The organism is Thermoanaerobacterium sp. CMT5567-10, from assembly GCF_030534315.2.
In the GTDB taxonomy this organism is placed as follows: Bacteria; Bacillota; Thermoanaerobacteria; order Thermoanaerobacterales; family Thermoanaerobacteraceae; genus Thermoanaerobacterium.
Map to the genome: position 1 here is coordinate 1,074,440 of NZ_CP130558.2, position 19,785 is coordinate 1,094,224.

General features: G+C 33.6%; 20 protein-coding genes. 3 read left to right on the forward strand and 17 right to left on the reverse strand.

The features are described from left to right. Positions 1-66: 66 nt before the first annotated feature. From cas4 to Q2T46_RS05600, 3 genes are all read right to left on the reverse strand, one after another. Complete coding sequence (gene cas4, locus Q2T46_RS05590; RefSeq protein WP_303263908.1) at positions 67-639, reverse strand: CRISPR-associated protein Cas4; 573 nt, start codon at positions 637-639, stop codon at positions 67-69. Then, positions 636-905 (reverse strand): hypothetical protein, encoded by a 270-nt coding sequence (locus Q2T46_RS05595; protein ID WP_303263907.1) that lies wholly within the window; start codon positions 903-905, stop codon positions 636-638. The genes cas4 and Q2T46_RS05595 overlap by 4 nt, the downstream gene beginning before the upstream one ends. Positions 906-1,013: 108 nt before the next feature. Continuing rightward, positions 1,014-3,359, reverse strand: a complete 2,346-nt coding sequence (locus tag Q2T46_RS05600; protein ID WP_303263906.1) for a sugar phosphate nucleotidyltransferase — start codon at positions 3,357-3,359, stop codon at positions 1,014-1,016. A 131-nt stretch (positions 3,360-3,490) separates the two neighbouring features. Here Q2T46_RS05600 and Q2T46_RS05605 point away from each other — a divergent pair, with 131 nt between their 5' ends. Next, positions 3,491-4,423 carry a Na/Pi cotransporter family protein gene (locus Q2T46_RS05605; protein ID WP_303263905.1) on the forward strand — a complete coding sequence of 311 codons (933 nt, stop codon included), beginning with the start codon at positions 3,491-3,493 and terminating at the stop codon, positions 4,421-4,423. A 60-nt stretch (positions 4,424-4,483) separates the two neighbouring features. After that, a complete protein-coding gene (locus Q2T46_RS05610) occupies positions 4,484-5,569 on the forward strand; it encodes a GerAB/ArcD/ProY family transporter (protein ID WP_303263904.1) in 1,086 nt (361 codons plus the stop codon). Between the two features lie 24 nt (positions 5,570-5,593). Here Q2T46_RS05610 and glyA read toward each other — a convergent pair whose 3' ends face one another. Both glyA and Q2T46_RS05620 read right to left on the reverse strand, forming a co-directional pair. Beyond that, positions 5,594-6,826 carry a serine hydroxymethyltransferase gene (gene glyA / locus Q2T46_RS05615; protein WP_303263903.1) on the reverse strand — a complete coding sequence of 411 codons (1,233 nt, stop codon included), beginning with the start codon at positions 6,824-6,826 and terminating at the stop codon, positions 5,594-5,596. A gap of 306 nt (positions 6,827-7,132) precedes the next feature. After that, positions 7,133-8,068 carry a dipeptidase gene (locus Q2T46_RS05620; RefSeq protein ID WP_303263902.1) on the reverse strand — a complete coding sequence of 312 codons (936 nt, stop codon included), beginning with the start codon at positions 8,066-8,068 and terminating at the stop codon, positions 7,133-7,135. A gap of 150 nt (positions 8,069-8,218) precedes the next feature. On the opposite strand from Q2T46_RS05620, the gene Q2T46_RS05625 reads away from it, so the two are divergent. Continuing rightward, complete coding sequence (locus Q2T46_RS05625) at positions 8,219-9,649, forward strand: PIG-L deacetylase family protein (RefSeq protein WP_303263901.1); 1,431 nt, start codon at positions 8,219-8,221, stop codon at positions 9,647-9,649. 16 nt (positions 9,650-9,665) lie between these two features. Here Q2T46_RS05625 and hisIE read toward each other — a convergent pair whose 3' ends face one another. The 12 genes from hisIE to Q2T46_RS05685 all read right to left on the reverse strand — a co-directional run bounded on the left by hisIE (position 9,666) and on the right by Q2T46_RS05685 (position 19,710). Further along, complete coding sequence (gene hisIE, locus Q2T46_RS05630; RefSeq protein ID WP_303263900.1) at positions 9,666-10,334, reverse strand: bifunctional phosphoribosyl-AMP cyclohydrolase/phosphoribosyl-ATP diphosphatase HisIE; 669 nt, start codon at positions 10,332-10,334, stop codon at positions 9,666-9,668. 17 nt (positions 10,335-10,351) lie between these two features. Then, positions 10,352-11,116 carry an imidazole glycerol phosphate synthase subunit HisF gene (gene hisF / locus Q2T46_RS05635; RefSeq protein ID WP_303263899.1) on the reverse strand — a complete coding sequence of 255 codons (765 nt, stop codon included), beginning with the start codon at positions 11,114-11,116 and terminating at the stop codon, positions 10,352-10,354. Then, on the reverse strand, positions 11,116-11,823 hold the full coding sequence (gene hisA / locus Q2T46_RS05640) for a 1-(5-phosphoribosyl)-5-[(5-phosphoribosylamino)methylideneamino]imidazole-4-carboxamide isomerase (RefSeq protein ID WP_303263898.1): 708 nt from the start codon (positions 11,821-11,823) through the stop codon (positions 11,116-11,118). The genes hisF and hisA overlap by 1 nt, the downstream gene beginning before the upstream one ends. A gap of 26 nt (positions 11,824-11,849) precedes the next feature. Further along, positions 11,850-12,452 carry an imidazole glycerol phosphate synthase subunit HisH gene (gene hisH / locus Q2T46_RS05645; protein WP_303265801.1) on the reverse strand — a complete coding sequence of 201 codons (603 nt, stop codon included), beginning with the start codon at positions 12,450-12,452 and terminating at the stop codon, positions 11,850-11,852. Between the two features lie 19 nt (positions 12,453-12,471). Continuing rightward, entirely contained in the window at positions 12,472-13,056 is a 585-nt protein-coding gene (gene hisB, locus Q2T46_RS05650; protein WP_303263897.1) for an imidazoleglycerol-phosphate dehydratase HisB, read from the reverse strand. After that, positions 13,053-14,108, reverse strand: a complete 1,056-nt coding sequence (gene hisC / locus Q2T46_RS05655) for a histidinol-phosphate transaminase (protein WP_303263896.1) — start codon at positions 14,106-14,108, stop codon at positions 13,053-13,055. The genes hisB and hisC overlap by 4 nt, the downstream gene beginning before the upstream one ends. Continuing rightward, positions 14,105-15,391 carry a histidinol dehydrogenase gene (gene hisD / locus Q2T46_RS05660; protein ID WP_303263895.1) on the reverse strand — a complete coding sequence of 429 codons (1,287 nt, stop codon included), beginning with the start codon at positions 15,389-15,391 and terminating at the stop codon, positions 14,105-14,107. Before hisD ends, hisC begins: the two co-directional genes overlap by 4 nt. Before the next feature lie 63 nt (positions 15,392-15,454). Next, positions 15,455-16,087, reverse strand: coding sequence for an ATP phosphoribosyltransferase (gene hisG, locus Q2T46_RS05665; RefSeq protein ID WP_303263894.1), 633 nt, complete (start codon positions 16,085-16,087; stop codon positions 15,455-15,457). Beyond that, positions 16,080-17,240, reverse strand: a complete 1,161-nt coding sequence (hisZ, locus tag Q2T46_RS05670) for an ATP phosphoribosyltransferase regulatory subunit (protein ID WP_303263893.1) — start codon at positions 17,238-17,240, stop codon at positions 16,080-16,082. The genes hisG and hisZ overlap by 8 nt, the downstream gene beginning before the upstream one ends. Before the next feature lie 179 nt (positions 17,241-17,419). Continuing rightward, positions 17,420-18,190, reverse strand: a complete 771-nt coding sequence (locus Q2T46_RS05675) for a YhfC family intramembrane metalloprotease (protein WP_303263892.1) — start codon at positions 18,188-18,190, stop codon at positions 17,420-17,422. A 22-nt stretch (positions 18,191-18,212) separates the two neighbouring features. Further along, positions 18,213-19,316 carry a DUF1648 domain-containing protein gene (locus tag Q2T46_RS05680; RefSeq protein WP_303263891.1) on the reverse strand — a complete coding sequence of 368 codons (1,104 nt, stop codon included), beginning with the start codon at positions 19,314-19,316 and terminating at the stop codon, positions 18,213-18,215. A gap of 13 nt (positions 19,317-19,329) precedes the next feature. Further along, complete coding sequence (locus tag Q2T46_RS05685; RefSeq protein WP_303263890.1) at positions 19,330-19,710, reverse strand: GntR family transcriptional regulator; 381 nt, start codon at positions 19,708-19,710, stop codon at positions 19,330-19,332. Between the last annotated feature and the right edge of the window lie 75 nt (positions 19,711-19,785).

Genomic DNA, 19,785 nt, shown 5'->3' on the forward strand with positions numbered 1-19,785 from the left:
TTACCATCCTCATTTCAAAAAATATCTTCCTCTGTATTTTTTGCAATAAAAACCTTTGTATTCTTATCAGATTTTTACTTTGCTTCCTTTGTATATCTCACATACCGTATCTCTGCAAGGGCAAAATCTGCACTTTAGAAAATCGCCTTCTACATCAGGGAAAAACTTTTCTTCTTCTAAAAGCCTCATCTCTTTAACAACTTTAATCAGTTCTCTTCTAAGCCCTTTCGTATTATACACTTCAAACATTGTATTTTGATAGATGATTCGACCTCTTCTTACTTTTTTCCCGAATTCTTCTTCTATTATCAAAAAATAAGCTGTCAATTGCATGACATCTTTTAAAAATGGTGAATGTCCTTCGGCTTTAGAACTTTTTAACTCTAATGGAATTAGTTCATTTCCTATATCATAAATGTAGTCCGGTTTTCCGCTTATTCCATATTTTGAAGATTTTAAAAGCTTGCTGTACATAACACCGTCCTTTTTTACTTCTTCCTGCTTATCTATGTATATCAATTTTCCCCTCTTAAAGCCTATTGCCCTTCTCATCTCTCTATAAGGCGGTCTTTTTTCTGCAATCTCCTTCAAGATGACATAAAGTATTAAAAGCGTAAAGATAAAATTTAACACTATCATTTTAAAAGCTCTATCCCAATAGCTACCAAAGCCGCAATAATTAATATGGCTATAGCTATTTTCTTGTATTTTAACCTTACAATATCTTTATAGTATTTCTCATGATATTCTATACCTTTTTTAAAATTGCTAAGCTCCGATTTCACTCCACTTTTCTCCCGCAACTCATTTATATATTTATGTCCGTACTTTTTCTCATAGTACCACTGATAAGGGCAATACAAATATTGATTTATTTCAGAAGCCGAAATGTACTTGTTTGACATATTATCACCAATTTCATGTGTATAATAAAAAACATTGCAGATTATTCCACAATATTAACTATATCAATTTTTAGATTTATCTGCAATGTTTTGTAGATTAATTTTTTATTAATTGCCTTTAAACTCAATTATCTTGCTTACGTACTCAGCATATTCATTTAACAGTGATTCTGCCTGTTCTCTTGTTGGAGCTTCAGAATATATTCTGCATGCAGGCAGCTCTGAATCTGGAACTAATAAAACCCAAGCATCACCGTAATTAAATCTTATTCCATCTAGAAACATTGATTTTTCATCTTTTTTCTCGTAGAACTTTCTTATTATCAATCCTTTGTCTTTCCAGTCACAATTTATTACTTTGTTTAATTTTACTCTTTTGGGTATGGACTTTTTTATATCTGACAGTTTTAGCTTATTTTTGTTTAAATACTCAATCAGCTTAAGCGTAAAATTTATTCCATCAAAGCTTAAATTAAATTGCGAGCTTCGATCATTTTTGTCTTTTTCAATTTCAAACATCTTTTTCATCTTTTCCGGCTGCGATATTTTGCTGAATTTTGTTTCGATGTTAAGCTCTTCTGATACTTCATTTAAAAATTGTGAGCTATTAAAAGGAATGACAAACTTATTTTTTCCGTTTTCTTTGCCTATCAATATTCTTAAATAATTCAATTCATCCTCATCAAACATGTGCCCCTCGTCATCGTACAGCTCTACATTTTCTCCATCATCAGAGATTTTTATGCCAATGTCGTAATTTGCTGCTGCCGAGCCCTCAACATATCTTTGATTTAGTATAGTCAAAATATTTTTTGTTGTTTGATTCAAATATTTTATGTTTAGATTTCCGAATGATTCTCGGTGCAACGATAAAAACTCAGCATATTCTTTATTTACATCCTTTGGAACTTCGTCATTTATTACAAGGGATATTTTGTAATCATTGATTTTGTATTTGTTAGCAATCTTCTTTTCTATATTTTTATCTATATCGCATCCATTTTCATCCATTATAATTATATTTATTGTATCTCTATCTACGTTTCTTATAAAGACGCCTGCCTTATATCCATTCTTTTTAATAGAGTACCTCATGGCCGGTAATATTGTAGAGAAAGCTGCATATACTTTCCTGCCGGATGCCTTAATACCATCTTTTATAAGGTCGTAAGCTAATTTCGATTTAGCCTCATCAACGCACCCAACCAATATGTCTCCTTCAAACACATTTCCTATAACTTCACCAATTTTCACCAGGTTGTCCGGCATTAGATTGTCATAGAGATTTCCCTTTATTCCTCTTTCGCCAAATAGCGATGTATCATCATTGCTGCCCCACACTACATCTTTTTCAACAACATTGCCGGTTGTGATAACTCTATTAGGCCATATTTTTGTATTTGGTTTAACCTCGCTAAATGATTGCAGTTTCGATTTTTCACCTATTATGGAATTATCAAATGTTCTAACATTATTTTCTGTTATTGCTCCACTACAAAAAATTGTCCCTCTTATTTCGTTATTTGCACCAATTTTTACATCGTCCCATAGTATACTGTTTTTTAAAGTTGTCCCATGGCCGATGTAATTTCCATTTCCTATTATGGCATATGGACCAATTACGACATTATCATCTATCACAGTATTATCGCCAATTATCAAAGGCGGCACAAGTTTTGCATTCTCTGACACAATTACATTTTTGCTGTAGATAATACCATCTTTATTAACTTTTTCTTTAAACCCCAGATCGACATATCCCCTCAAAAGATCAAGATGGCTCTTTAGATATTGTACGCCACTACCTATATCGCACCAATAGTTATCGCTTACAAAACCATACATAGGAATTTTCTTCTCAAGAAGCATCGGAAATAAATCTTTGCTGAAATCAAATTGCTTGTCTTCAGGAATCAAATCTAAAATTTCAGGTTCAATGATATAGATACCAGTATTTACAGTATCGCTAAATACTTCTCCCCACGAAGGCTTTTCAAGAAACTTTACAATCCTGCCATTTTCATCTGTTATCACAACACCGTATTCCAGTGGTATATTGACTCTCGTCAGCACCAGCGTAACCTTGGAGCCAGAATTTTTATGGAAGTCATGTGCTTTTCTTAAATCTATATCCGTTATGACGTCACCACTTATTACGACAAATGTATCATCAAGAAAATCAGCAGCATTCTTTACACTACCTGCTGTTCCAAGTGGTTTATCTTCAACATAGTATTTTATTTTATCACCATACTGTTCACACAAATAGTTTTTTATCTTATCAGGCAAATAAAAAAGCGTAACGCCTAAATCATTTATACCGTATCTTCCTATATGATTTATAATATGCCAAATAGCCGGCTTTCCAGCTATAGGAACCATAGGCTTCGGTATACTGCATGTAAGCGGTCTTAACCTGCTTCCTTCACCACCAGCCATTATTATCGCTTTCATAACATCACCTTCTATGAATATTCAACTATTAATTAGTATCCAGAAAAAAAATCATTTTATACAATGTCAGATTCAGTAGTAATATTTCTAAATCAAAATAAATATGTATTAAAAAAGCATAGGAGGTTAACATGTTTAATATAATCATTTTCGTATCTTTAGGCATTGGAATTTTTATATTGGGATTAGTATTATTGACAACATCGCTTAAGATTATTTCAAAAGAAAGAGTCAAAATATTAATTGATAAATATACAAGAAATATCTATCTATCGATATTTATAGGATTTATATTGTCTATAATAATGCAAAGTAGCAGCATGACTACAATAGTTGCTGTAAGCATGGCAGACGCAGGTCTTTTAAATTTGTACACCGCAGCAGGTATAATAATGGGAGCAAATATCGGTACAACCGTTGCCGTCCAGCTTTACGCTTTTGACCTTTATAGTCTGATACCTTATGCAATTTTTTTCGGTTCAATTTTGCGATTTCAAAAGAAGAAGCTGCTTAAATTTATAGGCAATATACTTTTAGGTCTCGGCATTATCTTCGCAGGATTAAAAATAATAGACATGGCTGTAACTCCGTTAAGGAATTTTTCTGAGATAAATAAATATATTTCGATTACTGAAAATCCCGTTTACGGCATTTTCATCGGAATAGTTATGGCGCTTATAATGCAGTCAAGCACTTTCTGCATTGCCATGCTGCAGGCTCTGGCAACAGCCAAGATATTACCTGTTTACAATGCCATTTTCATAATATATGGTCTTAATATAGGTACGTGCTCAGAAGCCTTTTTAATGAGCTTGGCAACAAATAGAGAGGGTAAAAAAATCGCCATTTTCAACATATTTTTTAACATCATAGGGACAATAATTTTTCTCTCTTTAACACACTACTACTATGCTATTTTGAAATATATGACTCCAAATAATATCTCGCGCCAAATTGCAAACGGTCATATGTTTTTTAATATCATTTCAACAATCTTAGTGCTTCCCATAATGAAATATTTATTTTCATTCATTGAAATATTGATAGGAAGTGATGCTAAATGATTAAAATATTAAAATCTCCATAATATAATAATAAGAATTGTAAGCCAGGATGTGAAACAAATGAAGAAAATAACATACACAGAACTTTTTTCTGCTATGTTAGTGTTTGAATTAGGGAGTGCAATATTGTTCGTATTAGGTATATCAGCAAAACAAGATGCATGGATAGCCATGATAATTGCAACATTGGCTGCATTTCCACTTGTATACATGTATTTGACTTTATTTAAAAAGTACAATGCAAACCTTCCACAAATATTGGAAGGAGTATTTGGAAAAATTGTAGGTAAAGCACTTTCAGCAATCTACGCTATATACTTTTTATATATTGCTGCCCGCGTCACAAGGGACTTTGATGAACTGAACATTAGTACTATTTACAGGCAGACACCTATATCTGCTATTTCAATAGCCATATTAATTGTAGTGCTGTATTATCTCATGTTTGACATTAGCGTTACAATAAAATCTGCTCATATGATGCTGCCAGTTTTTGTATTTCTTGCTGTTATACAATTTTTAGGTATATTTACCATAAATGGTATAAGCGTTAATAAATTATTGCCTATATTTGGAAACGGATTTCTGCCCGTTATCAAAGCAGCATTTCCTCATATACTCACATTTCCATTCGGCGAACTCATCACTTTTATGATGATTTTTCCAGATCTCCATTTAAAAAAGGATCTAAGCAAATATTGTATGGCTCTGGTTGCTACTACAGGACTTTGGCTTACAATAAATACAGTGGAAATATTATCGGCACTTGGAGTTGCAGAAACAACACGGGCAAACTTTCCTTTTTACCAACTGGTTTTATCCATGAAATTTGGATCATTTAGAAATCTTGATCCTTTCTATGCTGTAGAAATTGTAATAGGTGGAGTTATAAAAATCACGGTCTTTGCATATGCTGCAATAAAAACAATACAATCTATATTTAATTTAAAAGAATATAAATTTTTGCTTATACCTGTAGGCACTATTATATACGCCTTATCTATATTGATAGCCGATTCATATCCTCTTCACATTTTGATAGGGCTTAAATTGACTACAGTGTATATACACGTCCCTCTTCAGATAATTATTCCTCTAATAGTATTAATACTATCATTTATAAAAAAGCCTCAAAAACAACAATAACAAAAAAAGCCTACAAATGCAGGCTTATTCATAAAGAGGATATTTATCAAGTAACTTCTTTACTCTGCTTTTAGCAGTGTCAACATAATTTTCATCTTTTAATACATTATATATTATATCAGCAATTTCATCCATATCATTTTCGTTCATACCTCGCGTTGTAACTGCAGGAGTACCAAGCCTTAAACCCGATGTAACATTAGGACCTAATGGATCATTTGGTATGGCATTTTTATTGGCTGTTATGCCGACGTAATCAAGGCGCCTTTCCAAGTCTTTACCAGTAACACCTGTACCTCTTAGGTCAAGAAGCATCAAATGATTGTCTGTGCCGCCTGAGACTAAATTTACATTTCTATCCAACAAACCTTCTGCCAATGCCTTGGCATTCTTTACTATTCTCTTTTGATATTCTTTAAACTCAGGTTTCAATGCTTCATTAAAGCATACAGCTTTCGCAGCAATGACATGCATCAACGGTCCTCCCTGTACACCAGGGAAAACTGATTTGTCAATCGCCTTTGCGTGAACTTCTTTCGACAGTATTATTCCGCCTCTTGGCCCCCGCAATGTCTTATGTGTAGTGGATGTGACAACATCTGAATATTCAACAGGATTTGGATGAAGACCTGCCGCAACAAGCCCAGCTATATGAGCCATATCCACCATGAGATATGCTCCTACAGAATCTGCAATTTCTTTAAACTTTTTAAAATCTATTATCCTTGGATATGCACTTGCACCAGCAACGATAAGCTTTGGCCTGTACTCTTTAGCAAGCCTCTCAAGCTCATCGTAGTCTATAAAGCCAGTATCTTCTTTCACTCCATAAGGTATTATATTATAAAGCTTACCAGAAAAGTTTACTTTGCTGCCGTGTGTCAAATGGCCACCATGCGCCAAATTCATGCCTAATATCGTATCTCCCGGTTTTATCAATGCAAAATACGCCGCCATGTTTGCCTGAGCACCTGAATGAGGCTGCACGTTGGCATGTTCTGCACCAAACAGTTTTTTCAATCTTTCTCTCGCCAAATCTTCAACTACATCTACAAATTCACAGCCACCATAATATCGCTTGCCGGGATAACCTTCAGCATACTTATTTGTAAGCGGTGAACCCATTGCTTCCATAACTGCCGGACTCACAAAATTCTCCGATGCAATCAATTCAATTTTATTTTTCTGCCTTCCTATCTCCTTTACGATAGCATCGGCTATTTCAGGGTCTGTCTCTCTAATAACATCGATATTCATTACCTTACCTCCAATTTTTTATTTTACTCTACTACAATAAAGTGCTATATTTTTATTATAAATATTGAAATCAAATTCTTCAACAAAAATGTATAAAAGTTGACACAAGTTTTAAATTTATAACCAATTCATTATACTAAAAATTTATTTAATAGCTAAATTTTACATCTTAAATAATTTTTTAATATACTCTTGATTTTTATTTGAATTAAATGTATAATGTATTCTTGGTCAAAACAATGACTCCCCCTTTAACATATGCAAGCCCCAATTAATTATAGGGGCTATTTTTTATTAAAAAAATATTTACCTTAGGATTTCTTTTATCAACCTTTCGAAATTACCATGTGATATTAAATCAATCTCATCATCCTTGAAGCCTCTTATCTTTAGTCCATCTAAAATTTTAGGAAAACATGATGCGTCGTCAAGACCAAAAGGTGTTTTTTCTATGCCATCAAAATCTGAGCCAAACCCCACATGTTCAACGCCTACCAAACTGACGATATGCTCTATATGATCCAAAACATCCTCTACTGATGCATTACCATCATCTCTTAGAAAATTTGGGCAGAAATTTATGCCGATAACACCACCTTTATCGGCTATTGCTTTTACCTGCTCATCGCTTAAGTTCCTTGGATGATTGCAAAGTGTTCTACAGTCTGAGTGTGACGCAATTAGAGGTTTTTCACATATATCAACCACATCCCAAAATCCTCTTTCATTAAGATGAGATACATCTACAATCATGCCTAATCTATTCATTTCTTTTACGACATCTTTTCCAAAAGCTGTAAGCCCGTAATTATCGCTTCCTAAAATTCCATCCCCTAAATCATTTCTCAAACTCCACGTGAGTGTCATGGCTCTTACACCAAGTTTGTAAAACATCCTTAAAAGTGATAAGTCTCCTTCTAATGCTTCACCACCCTCTATTGACAGCAGTGCTCCTAATATGTTTTTATCTTTAGCTTCATTAATGTCTTTTCCATTTAAGATTAATTTTATTTTATTGGTTTTTTCCATGGTTTGATAAAGTTTGTCAATCATTTTTAATGTTTTTGCTGCAGCATCTTTTCTCATAAACTCTGGTTCAACAAAAGTAGCAAAAACCTGAAGATGTACCATTCCTTCTTTTAACCTTACCAAATCTATATGGCCTTTATCATTTTTCTTTGTTATGTCTCTTCCGTCTTTTTCCATCAAATAAAGCGTATCACAGTGAAAATCAACAAACATATTATTGCCTCCTATAATGAATTTTACCTGATTAATATTTTACGCTTATGGTTATACATTACAAAAAATTTATCACATCAAATCGCAATTTTGTAACAAATTATTAATAAATATATGCTACAATTATGACATAATTGGAGGGGTAAAACAATGAAAAGGAAGAAATTTTTTATAGTTTTTATAATTATATTAGCGTTAATGGTATCATATGTAATGAATTTAAAAACAACTTTTGCAAACCTTATTGAAAAAAAACCAGAACCCGAATTTGATAACCCCGGCCAGAGAATACTTGTGATCGTACCACACCCCGACGATGAATCTTTGGGAACGGCTGGCGTCATTCAGAGAGCTGTAAGTCAAAATATTCCTGTTAAAGTAGTAATTGTAACAAACGGGGATAGCTACAAAAAGGCTGCTGCAGTATATACAGGGCATGTTAACACAACGCCAGCAGACTTTTACAAACTTGGCACCCAAAGACAAAACGAAAGCATCGCTGCAATGGCTGAATTAGGTCTACCAAAAAGCGATGTGATTTTCCTTGGCTTTGCTGATGGCAGTACAAGATTTCTATGGAGCGACTTTTGGGATAATACACGTCCTAGAGTAAGTGGCGGTATTCAAAAAGCATATTCTCCATACAAAAACGCATATAAACCCGGTATTGCATACACAGGAATCAATTTAGAAAATTCCATACAAGAAATCATAAAATCTTTTAATCCCACAGATATATACTATCCACTAGCTGATGATATTCACCCAGACCATTGGGCTGTCAGCAATTTTGTAAGATATGCAATAACTGCAATGAACCTAAATGTGAGACAGCACATGTTTTTAGTGCATCATCCTCAATGGCCCGTTCCGTGGCTTTTAGAACCAAATAAACCGCTGCTTCCTCCGGTTGATATGGCAGATAGCAATACAAACTGGCAGATATTTAAGTTGACGTCAAGCGAGATTCATAAGAAAGAAATTGCAATTAAAAAATACAAATCACAAATTGCAGTCATGGAGCCATTTTTAATGGGATTTGTAAGGCAAAATGAACTTTTCGGAACTAAGCCTGTGTTGCTGATAAAAAATACTGAAACACTGCCTGATTTTAAGCAGCAAGGACTGCCATACATGTTGATAAAGATACCTGCCGGCGGTATTTTAAACCAGGAAATATATAGAAGTGCCGACATAACAGAATTGGCCGCATTTTGTTATAAAGACAATGAGCTGTATGTAGGAATACAATCTCTGGCGCCAATATCAAAAAAAGTAACATATCATTTGGATATGAGATTATTTTACAAAGGCAGTATAAAAAGAATAGATATTGGATTAGTAGGAGGAAGGCTTTACGAATACAAAAAAGCAAAAAATTCCATCTATAACATTCCAATTTCAAATCCAATATCTAAAAAAAATATAGTATGGATAAAAATAAATATACCGAATACTCAAAACCTAAATTATATATTTATGGGTGCTGATTCAATATATAAAAACAGATTGATAGATAAAATACCGTGGAATATGTATAAACTTCAGAAAAAGGAGACATTGCAAGCTAATTTAGGTTAGTTTTGCAATGCCTCTTTTATTTTATCTCTTTTCGCTTTTTATGCTGTTCCCTGAATTCTTCCGTTTTATAGTATCTTTTTGAAATTTCTTTATATACGTCATTAAGGCTTATTCCCTTTTCTACCATTAAAACCATCAGATGATAAACATAATCAGCTATTTCATAAACTATTTCTTCTTTTTTATCTTCTTTTGAAGCAATTATTATTTCAGCATTTTCTTCTCCAATCTTTTTTAAAATCTTATTCAAACCCTTTTCAAAAAGATAATTTGTATAAGACCCTTCAACTGGATTTTCTTTTCTGCCTTCTATTCTTCTGTAGAGGTTGCTAAGAATTGACTCCTTTTTTCCATTTTCATCACAATCATTTAAAATGTCCCTATAAAAACAGCTATTATTACCAGTATGACATGCAGGTCCTTCAGGTTCTACCTCTATAAGAAGCGTATCACCATCGCAGTCGTACTTGATGGCTTTAATGTGCTGCAAATTACCTGATGTTTCCCCTTTATGCCACAGACTTTGTCTGCTTCTTGAGAAGAAATACGTCTCCTTGCTTTCCAAGCTCTTTTCTAGGCTTTCTCTGTTCATATACGCCATCATAAGGACTTCTTTAGTCTCATAATCTTGTACTATAGCGGGTATTAGACCTTTTTCATCGAATTTTAAATCATCTATATTCATATACACAATCCTTTCACTTATATCATTCTGACGGGTATTTTGTTCTCTTTTAGATAACTTTTAAGTTCACTTATCTTAAGCTCTCCATAGTGAAATAGTGATGCTGCCAATGCTGCATCTGCTTTTGCTTCTGTAAACACTTCTTTAAAATGCTCCTTACTTCCTGCACCACCAGATGCTATCACTGGTATATTTACCTCCTCGGCCACCATACGTGTCAACTGTATATCGTAGCCGTTTTTTGTGCCATCGGCATCCATGCTTGTAAGCAAAATCTCACCTGCACCCAAACTCTCTACCTTTTTCGCCCATTCCAAGACATCGTATCCTGTGTTAACACGCCCACCATTTATATAAACATCAAAACCTGAATTATCATCTCTTTTCTTTGCATCTATCGCCACCACAACACATTGGTTTCCAAACTTTTTTGACGCGTCTTTAATTAAATCAGGATTTTTGACTGCCTCAGAATTTATTGATATCTTATCAGCGCCAGCCCTCAATATCCTTCTAAAGTCATCTACTGTACGTATACCGCCCCCAACTGTTAGCGGTATAAATACCTTCTCTGAAGTCCTTTTGACAACATCAATCATTATATCTCTTTTCTCATACGATGCTGTTATATCAAGAAAAACTATCTCATCAGCACCTGCCCTGTTGTATTCCTCTGCCACATCTACAGGATCACCAGCATCTCTGAGATTTACAAAGTTTATGCCCTTTACAACTCTTCCATCTTTGACGTCGAGACACGGTATAATTCTCTTCGATAGCATTATAAAACCTCCAGCACATCTTTTAGATTTATTTTGTTTGCATAAAGAGCTTTTCCAATTATTGCGCCATACGCCCCAATTTCTTTTAACTTTAATATATCCTCTAAAGTCGTGATTCCACCAGATGCAATAACATTTATAGGAGTTTCAATAATCTTTTTAATGGAATCGAAATTGGGACCTTCCATCATCCCGTCTTTCCTAATATCAGTATATATAACCGTACCAATGCCTATTTCTTTCATATCTGATGCAAGCACATCATCCTTTATATTGCTTCTACTAAGCCAGCCTTTCGTAGCAACATATCCATCCTTTGCATCAATTCCCACAATTATCTTATCTCCATATTTTAAGACAAGCTCCTTGACAAGGTTTCTGTCGTATACAGCTATACTGCCTAAAATTATATAATCTATGCCTAAATCAAATAGATGTTTAGCTGTTTCAATATTCCTTATTCCACCGCCAACTTCAATTTCTCCTGAAAAAGACCTTCTTATGTTTTCTATAGATTTTGAATTTATAAGTCGCCCTTCTTTGGCACCGTCTAAATCAACTACATGAATTCTTTTAGCTCCATAATCATTCCAGACCTTAGACGCATCTTCTGGATTTTGATAATAGACTGTGCTTGTTTCATAAGCTCCCATTGTAAGCCTTACACATTTTCCATCAATTATATCTATAGCAGGTATTACTATCATCAAATCCCTCCACAATAATTATAAAATCAAATCAGTTCGGCAAAATTTTTCAATATTCGAAGTCCCACATAACCGCTTTTTTCTGGATGAAATTGGCATGAAAATATATTGTCTTTGCACACAACCGCAGGTATTTCTATTCCATATTCCGTTGTGGCACAAATATTTTCTTCATCCCCATTTGTTAGGTAATAGGAGTGAACAAAATAGACATTGTCACCATCTTTTATACCATTTAAAAGGTGATTATCTTTCTTTATCACAAGAGAATTCCATCCTATATGGGGAATTTTCAAATCAGTCTTAATCTCTTTGATTTCTCCTTTTAAAAGGTGCAAACCGTCTACTTCTTTTACTTCATAGCTTTTGTCAAACAAAAGCTGCATGCCAAGACATATACCTAAGATTATCTTCCCTTTCTCAGCTTCTTCTCTAATTGCACTTGTAAACCCTTTTTCATTTAATAATTCCATTGCATCTGGAAAAGCCCCTACTCCTGGCAGTACGAGTGCATCAGCATCTCTTATCATTTTTACTTCATCGATGATTTTCGCTTCACGTCCTATATACTGAAATGCCTTTTCAACACTCCTTAAGTTGCCCATTCCGTAATCTATAATGCCTATCAAAATTACATCACCTCTTAAATCATAATACGCCTTTTGTAGAAGGTACACCTTCAATCCTATCGTCGATTTTAGTTGCTTCATCTAAGCTGCAACCAAGAGCTTTAAAGGCTCCTTCTATTATATGATGTGTATTCCTGCCATGAAGCTGCTCTATATGAAGAGTTATTAAAGAATTATATGCAAATGCCCTAAAGAAATCTTCAACTGTCTCTGTCTCAAAATTTCCCAAAGATTGCATTTTAAGCTTCAAATTATAATACAAGTATGGCCTTCCGCTTATGTCCACAACTGTCCTTATAAGGGCCTCATCCATTGGAATATACGAAAGTCCGTAACGCTTAATGGATTTTTTATCACCAAGAGCCTTTAAAAATGCCTGTCCTAATGTTATCCCTATGTCTTCCACCGTATGGTGTGAGTCTACATATAAATCTCCTTTCGCTTCTACCTGCAGATCAAAAAGCCCATGCTTTGAAAACAAATTTAACATATGATCTAAAAATCCTATTCCCGTATTAATATCAGATTTACCAGTTCCATCGATGTTAATCTTTACGTATATTTCTGTCTCCATCGTCTTTCTATTGACTTCTGCTTCTCTCATGATAATATCTCCTTAAGACATTTTATCAAGTAAATGTTCGCTTCTCTTGTACCAATAGTTACCCGCAGAGTATCATCCAGCTTATTATTACCTGGAAAATTTCTTACAAGTATGCCTTTTTCTAAAAGCTTATTATACACATAATCAGCATTATCAAACTTTAAGAGTAAAAAGTTAGCCTGGGAATTGTATACTTTCAAGCCATCTATTTCGCTTAACCCATCCATCAAAAACATTCTCTCATTTTTGATATACTCAACTCTATCTTTAACAGTATCTGCTTCCAATACGCTTAATGCAATCGCTTGTGAAATGCTATTTACGTTATACGGGGATTTCACCATGTTAAGGCATCCTATCATCTCAGGATTTGAAACAGCATACCCCACTCTCAGTCCAGCAAGACCGTATGCTTTAGAAAGTGTCCTTAAAACTATCATATTCTTATATTTATTAATTAAATCAATTACAGTTTCTCCATAAAACTCATAGTATGCCTCATCAATAACTGTAATGCCTTTGTTTGCTTCCAGTATCTTAATTATATCATTCCTACTAATTGTAGTACCTGTCGGATTATTAGGATTGCATAAAATTACTAATTTTGGTGTATATTCTTTAATTGCTTTTATGAATTTGCCTACATCATAGCGATAATTTTCGTCTAAACTTATTTCTACTTTATTTGCACCTGCAATCTCTGAATATACTTGATACATACTGAAAGAAGGCACTGGATATACGACAAAATCATCTGAAGAAACAAATGCATTCATTATAACGTGTATAATTTCATCAGATCCGTTTCCAACTAAGATATTGTCTTTTGATGCGCTGCATTTTTCTGCTAATTTATCTCTTAATTTTATGCTTACAGGGTCTGGATATCTATTGACATTTGCGCTTTTCACTATTTCTTGAAGGTTTTCCAACGTCGATTCAGGAAGTCCAAATGGAACTTCATTGGCATCCATTTTATATTTGCATTCCATATTTGCAACTTCATAATTTTTAAAACCCTTTATCTCATCTCTCAGCAAATCATAGATCATTTTTTAAACCTCACTTTTATAGAATTGGCATGTGCAGTAAGCCCTTCCGCTTCTGCCAATCTCACAATATCATCTGATACATTTTTTAATGACTTCTCATCATAATACAGAATACTCATCTTCTTTACGAAATCATCCACAGACAGAGGTGAAAAAAACCTTGATGTACCGCTGGTAGGCAGCACATGATTTGGCCCTGCAATATAGTCTCCAAGAGGTTCCGGTGAATTATCTCCTAAAAAGACAGACCCTGCGTTTTTTACCATTCCAATCATCTCAAAAGGATTATCTACAGCAAGTTCAAGATGCTCAGGTGCTATCTCATTTGCAATATTTAAAGCATCTTCCAGATTATTAACAATGATTATTGCTCCATAATCATTTATCGATTTATTGATTATATTTTTTCTATCAAGATATTGAATTTGTCTATCTATTTCCTCTCTTACACTCTCTGCTATACTCTTTGAAGTAGTAACAAGAACAGCAGACGCCATAGCATCATGTTCAGCTTGCGACAATAGATCTGCTGCTAAATGACACGGATTTGCACTTTCATCAGCTACAATAAGAACCTCGCTGGGTCCTGCCACCATGTCAATATCTACATACCCATATACAGCTCTTTTAGCCATTGCAACAAATATATTTCCCGGTCCAACTATTTTATCTACTTTAGGCAGTAATTCAGTACCGAATGCCAATGCTGCAATTGCCTGTGCACCACCTATCTTGTAGATTTTTTCAATTCCAACTTCATTAGCTGCCACTAATACAAATGGATTTAATCCACCTTTCACAGGCGTAACCATTACTATCTCATCAACACCTGCCACTTTTGCAGGAATGCTATTCATCAAAACAGATGAAGGATATGAAGCAGTACCACCAGGCACATATATGCCTACTTTTTCTAGCGGCCTTATCTTTTGACCGTATATTATACCACCTTTAAAATCCATCCAGGTCTTTTGCCTTTGATTTTCATGATATTCTGTAATATTTTTTATTGCTTTCCTTAAAGAACTTATAAATTCCTTATCGACTTTGCTGTAAGCATCGTCTATCTCTCTTTTTTCAACCATTATGTTTTTATCATCTAATTTTACACCGTCGTATTTTAATGTATAATCAAACAAAGCTCTGTCTCCATCCATTTTAACATTATAAATTATTTCAGACACAGTCGCCTCTACATCTTTATTCTCAAGCTTTGATCTATTTGTCAAATTTTTAATGACTGTATTATCAATCGAATTGCTAAAATCGTAGATTTTTATCATCTAGCATCAATCCCTTCAAACATATAATTCCATATACTCCTGTACTCTTTAACGCCTTTTTATCTAGCTTCTTTCTGTAGCTTGTTTCAATTTATATATTATCTCTTTTATTCTATCGCTTTTTGTCTTCATGCTGGCTTTATTCACAATAAGCCTTGCACTTGATGAAAATATTTCTTCATATACAGTAAGACCATTCTCTCTTAGTGTTGTACCCGTTTCTACAATGTCCACAATTACTTCAGATAACCCTACCAATGGAGCTAGTTCGACAGAGCCATTTAGTTTAATGATTTCTACATTTTCGCCTTTTTTCTTATAGAATTCTTCAGCTATTGAAGGAAATTTCGTTGCAACTCTTTTGTTGCTTAAAAAAGTATTCTTCTTATTGGTGGGACCAGCAACGACCATTTTGCACTTTCCAAATCCTAAATCAAGCACTTCATAGCAATCCCTTTTAAGCTCTAAAAGCACATCTTTTCCGCAAACGCCTATATCAGCTGCTCCATGTTCAACATATGTCGGCACATCTGTAGGTTTAACAAGGATAAACTTTAAATTTCTCTCAAAATCACATATAAAAAGCTTTCGCGACATTTCATTTTGAATATTGTCCGATATACCACATGTCGCAAAAATTTCGAAAGATTTATCTGCCATTCTTCCTTTCGGCAGCGCAACTGTTATACTATCCATCAAGTACACCTACCTTAATAATCTCATCAAATCTTTTCTTCTTTAGATAATCTTCGTTATCTTTGATTACAAGCTCTGCTATCTTCCCTTCATTTCTCAATTTCAATGCTATATGGTAGGCTTCTTTTCTGCTACTATCATTACAAAGTATCGCTACACTTTTTGGCTTCCTAGTGAATTTTTCGCTTTGATTTTGCACTGCCAGCATAGCTCTCTCTACACTGATAGCAAAACCAGTTGCAGGCAAATCTTTTCCATAATTTTTAAGCAAATTATCGTATCTACCTCCTGCGCAAATTGCGTATCCCAAATCTTTTACAAATACTCTAAATATAAGTCCTGTATAATAATCGATGCTTTGAACCATGCCCAAATCAAATGTTATATATTTGTCCATTCCAAAGTCTTTCAAAATATCATAGACTCTTTCTAAATAATTTAAGGTCTTATTAGCTTTTTCAAATTTATATACATCTTTTGCCTTTTTTATTATCTCTATATCTCCAAAAAACAGAGGCAGATTAACTATTAATTCATAATTACGGCCCGTTATTTTGTTGTTTTTGAGAAAATACTCTATCTCCGATTGATTTTTCTGCTCTAATAATTCTTTTAAAACCTGTTCTTCATTCCAAGCTAATCCTAATTCATCCAGCAATGACTTAAAGAACTCTGCCTGACCTATGTCAACTTTAAAATCTTTTATACCTATGTTTTTCAGCGCTTCTACCGCGACAGATATACATTCCGCATCGGAATACTCATGATTTTTCCCAATAAGCTCTATTCCTGCTTGCGTGTACTCCCTCATCCTGCCAACTTGTGGATTGTCATATCTGTATACATTTGCGATGTAACAAAATTTAAGAGGATATTCATTGTACTTTGTAGCTGCTATTCTTGCAACTTGTGTTGTAACATCGGGTCTTAATGCAAGAAGATCACCTTTCTTATCGAAAAATCTATAAAGATTATTTTCGTCAAAAAAAATGCCTGAAGTATTACTGAAATTTTCCATGTATTCAAATGTGGGAGGCATTATTTCTTCATATCCAGACGATTCAAATGTCCTTCTCAATATATTTTCTATGCTATGCTTAAATCTTAATTCCTCAGGCAAAAAATCCTGTACTCCATCAGGTAAATTTTTCATCAAAGCACCTCGCTAACCATCTAAATTACTTTATCTTTGTAGAGTGATAAAGTAATGACTTGTTATTTACATAATAATTTATTTTTGTCCATGTGTCAAGTACTTTAATCAAAATTGCATCTGACAGAAGCTATTAATTGTTTCATATGGAACAAATTGTAAATAAAGTATTAATTTTTCTATAAAATTTTCTCTGCCATCTTTTTTGATTTGACAATAAACACAAATGAAAATACAGCTATCACAAAAACAATAATCTCTACAGCAAAAATACTTTTAAGAACTTTCGCTTGATATAATGCAGCGAATATATCCGTTATAAAATGCAATAACAGTGCATATATAAAATACTTATATCTGCCACTTTTTACGCTATAAAGAACTAAAATCGAAAGTGCTATTTGCAGTGTAAAAGCAAACAATCTTTCAAAACCGCTAATTAAAAACATGTATGAAGGCGTATTAATTATTGCATTCTTTATTTGATCAACTGTTCCAACCGGTAATTTTGCTTTTAGTGCTTCAAGTGAACCAGAATTTATCATGAGTGAATATATCAAATTATTGATATTGCTAATTCCACCGATAATGATAGCCTCTGCCCCGCCATGTCCTAATCCATAACTTAAACCATCTTTCCAATTTCGATACTTCTTAAGTATAATCTTAAAACCTATTAACCTTCCAAATTCCTCAAATATAGCAGCAGCACATGCACCATAAAATGCATACGCATAAGGATGATGTGTTATGGCAGTATATTTGAATATAAAAGAGTGAAGTGTTGATTCTAAAATCAAAGCAAATACAATAAAAATCAAAGCACCTGTAAACAAAGCCTTAAATGAAATTTTAAACTTTTTATATGAGTAAGCAACAGCAAAGACAGGAATCAAGATCGAGAAGATTATTGAAATAATAATGAAAGCTACTTTTAAATCATTAACCATAATAAATTTCTCCCTCACAATTTTATTTCATCACATTTACGTTTATCATACTTATTGACACGATTATCAATATCAGAACTATTATACCGACCCATATAGACGGCCTTGCAAAATTGACAGTCCAGCCTACGCCAAATCTCTTCTCAACAAATAATGCCGGATCATCCGGGTTATAATAAATTAAGCCTCCTTTCCAATATCTATCATCATCTCTATCCACCGAACTCATCTTATCATTTTCTCTATCTATTTTGATCCTTTCACCTCCTTGACCAGTCATTACAGATATAACTATTGCAGCAATTGTTATGATTAACCCAGGCAATATAGAAAAAACAGCTATTTTGCTTTGCCAGTCTTTTATTACTCCATAAACAATAAACGCTGTACCCATTAAAATGGCATTTATTAAGGTAGAAGCAAAAACAATAAAACCAGACCATATTCTTCTAAACTTAAGATTTCTTTCTTTCGATAATTCTGGGTCTGATGGATCTATCTGCTGTTTTGCTAATTCTATCATTTTATATGAAACAAACATCAAAATCGTCATAATCAGTTGTACAATGCTGATTGAAAATACCGACATAATCGACTTCTTTGCAAATGAATCAGCTTCGCCACGGAAATTAAAATGCATAGGTATCATTTGTGGTATATTGGGATACATATAAACTCCTACAGCCACAGTTAAAATAATTATTGCTATTGACAATAAAAACCATAAAGGCGATACAACTATCTTTTCTTTCCTAAAGTCCATATCCACAACCGCAATTTCTTTTTTCCCTTTACTCCACTCTTTTTTAGATTTCAAAGCAGATACTTCATAGTGAGCTTTCATATACATTGCAAGCATTATGATTACTTCAATAAAAATACCACCAACAGCAAAATTTATATTTTTCATCCTTATGACTACAAGAATCATAAATACTAAGCTTACAGTCAAAAAATTTATTATATACAAAGTTTTAATCTCCTGAAGCTCTTTATCATTTAAAAAATCCTTAGGAACATGCACACCAAATACAATAGTTTTACGAGTAATGAATGGCGTAATGACTCCTATTACAATTAATATGAAATATGGCATTAAAAGATTAACATAATATAGCATATTCATTTCTGTAAACCTCCTACATTCCATTTTTAAACTGTTCTAATATTTCTTTACATATCTTTAATATTTCATCCTCCGCCATCCCTCTTGAGTATGCATTCGCCAATATAGGTTGAAGATTCTTTTTCAATTCTTCAATAAAATTGTCATCGGCAGAAGCATTTTTAGTTACAACATAGCCCTTTCTCCTGTGAACACTTAAAAATCCTTCATCTTTCAAAATGTCATATGCTTTTTTTACCGTGTGAAGATTTATTCCAAAATCACTTGCCAACTGTCGTATAGAAGGTAATTCATCACCTTCTTTAAGCATGCCCAATGCTATCCCTTCTATTATCTGATTTTTTATTTGCATATATATAGGTATATCTGATTCAAATTCTATTCTTAATAGCAATATTAAACTTCACCTCACGTGTAATATGTGTTATATTTATAATATAACACATATTACAAAAAGTCAATAAAATTA

Excerpts from the sequence above, each read along its gene's own strand:
- cas4 (WP_303263908.1), bottom strand. The coding sequence starts at position 639 with ATGATAGTGTTAAATTTTATCTTTACGCTTTTAATACTTTATGTCATC.
- Q2T46_RS05595 (WP_303263907.1), bottom strand. The coding sequence starts at position 905 with ATGTCAAACAAGTACATTTCGGCTTCTGAAATAAATCAATATTTGTAT.
- Q2T46_RS05600 (WP_303263906.1), bottom strand. The coding sequence starts at position 3,359 with ATGAAAGCGATAATAATGGCTGGTGGTGAAGGAAGCAGGTTAAGACCG.
- Q2T46_RS05605 (WP_303263905.1), top strand. The coding sequence starts at position 3,491 with ATGTTTAATATAATCATTTTCGTATCTTTAGGCATTGGAATTTTTATA.
- Q2T46_RS05610 (WP_303263904.1), top strand. The coding sequence starts at position 4,484 with ATGAAGAAAATAACATACACAGAACTTTTTTCTGCTATGTTAGTGTTT.
- glyA (WP_303263903.1), bottom strand. The coding sequence starts at position 6,826 with ATGAATATCGATGTTATTAGAGAGACAGACCCTGAAATAGCCGATGCT.
- Q2T46_RS05620 (WP_303263902.1), bottom strand. The coding sequence starts at position 8,068 with ATGTTTGTTGATTTTCACTGTGATACGCTTTATTTGATGGAAAAAGAC.
- Q2T46_RS05625 (WP_303263901.1), top strand. The coding sequence starts at position 8,219 with ATGAAAAGGAAGAAATTTTTTATAGTTTTTATAATTATATTAGCGTTA.
- hisIE (WP_303263900.1), bottom strand. The coding sequence starts at position 10,334 with ATGAATATAGATGATTTAAAATTCGATGAAAAAGGTCTAATACCCGCT.
- hisF (WP_303263899.1), bottom strand. The coding sequence starts at position 11,116 with ATGCTATCGAAGAGAATTATACCGTGTCTCGACGTCAAAGATGGAAGA.
- hisA (WP_303263898.1), bottom strand. The coding sequence starts at position 11,823 with ATGATAGTAATACCTGCTATAGATATAATTGATGGAAAATGTGTAAGG.
- hisB (WP_303263897.1), bottom strand. The coding sequence starts at position 13,056 with ATGAGAGAAGCAGAAGTCAATAGAAAGACGATGGAGACAGAAATATAC.
- hisC (WP_303263896.1), bottom strand. The coding sequence starts at position 14,108 with ATGATCTATGATTTGCTGAGAGATGAGATAAAGGGTTTTAAAAATTAT.
- hisD (WP_303263895.1), bottom strand. The coding sequence starts at position 15,391 with ATGATAAAAATCTACGATTTTAGCAATTCGATTGATAATACAGTCATT.
- hisG (WP_303263894.1), bottom strand. The coding sequence starts at position 16,087 with ATGGATAGTATAACAGTTGCGCTGCCGAAAGGAAGAATGGCAGATAAA.
- hisZ (WP_303263893.1), bottom strand. The coding sequence starts at position 17,240 with ATGAAAAATTTACCTGATGGAGTACAGGATTTTTTGCCTGAGGAATTA.
- Q2T46_RS05675 (WP_303263892.1), bottom strand. The coding sequence starts at position 18,190 with ATGGTTAATGATTTAAAAGTAGCTTTCATTATTATTTCAATAATCTTC.
- Q2T46_RS05680 (WP_303263891.1), bottom strand. The coding sequence starts at position 19,316 with ATGAATATGCTATATTATGTTAATCTTTTAATGCCATATTTCATATTA.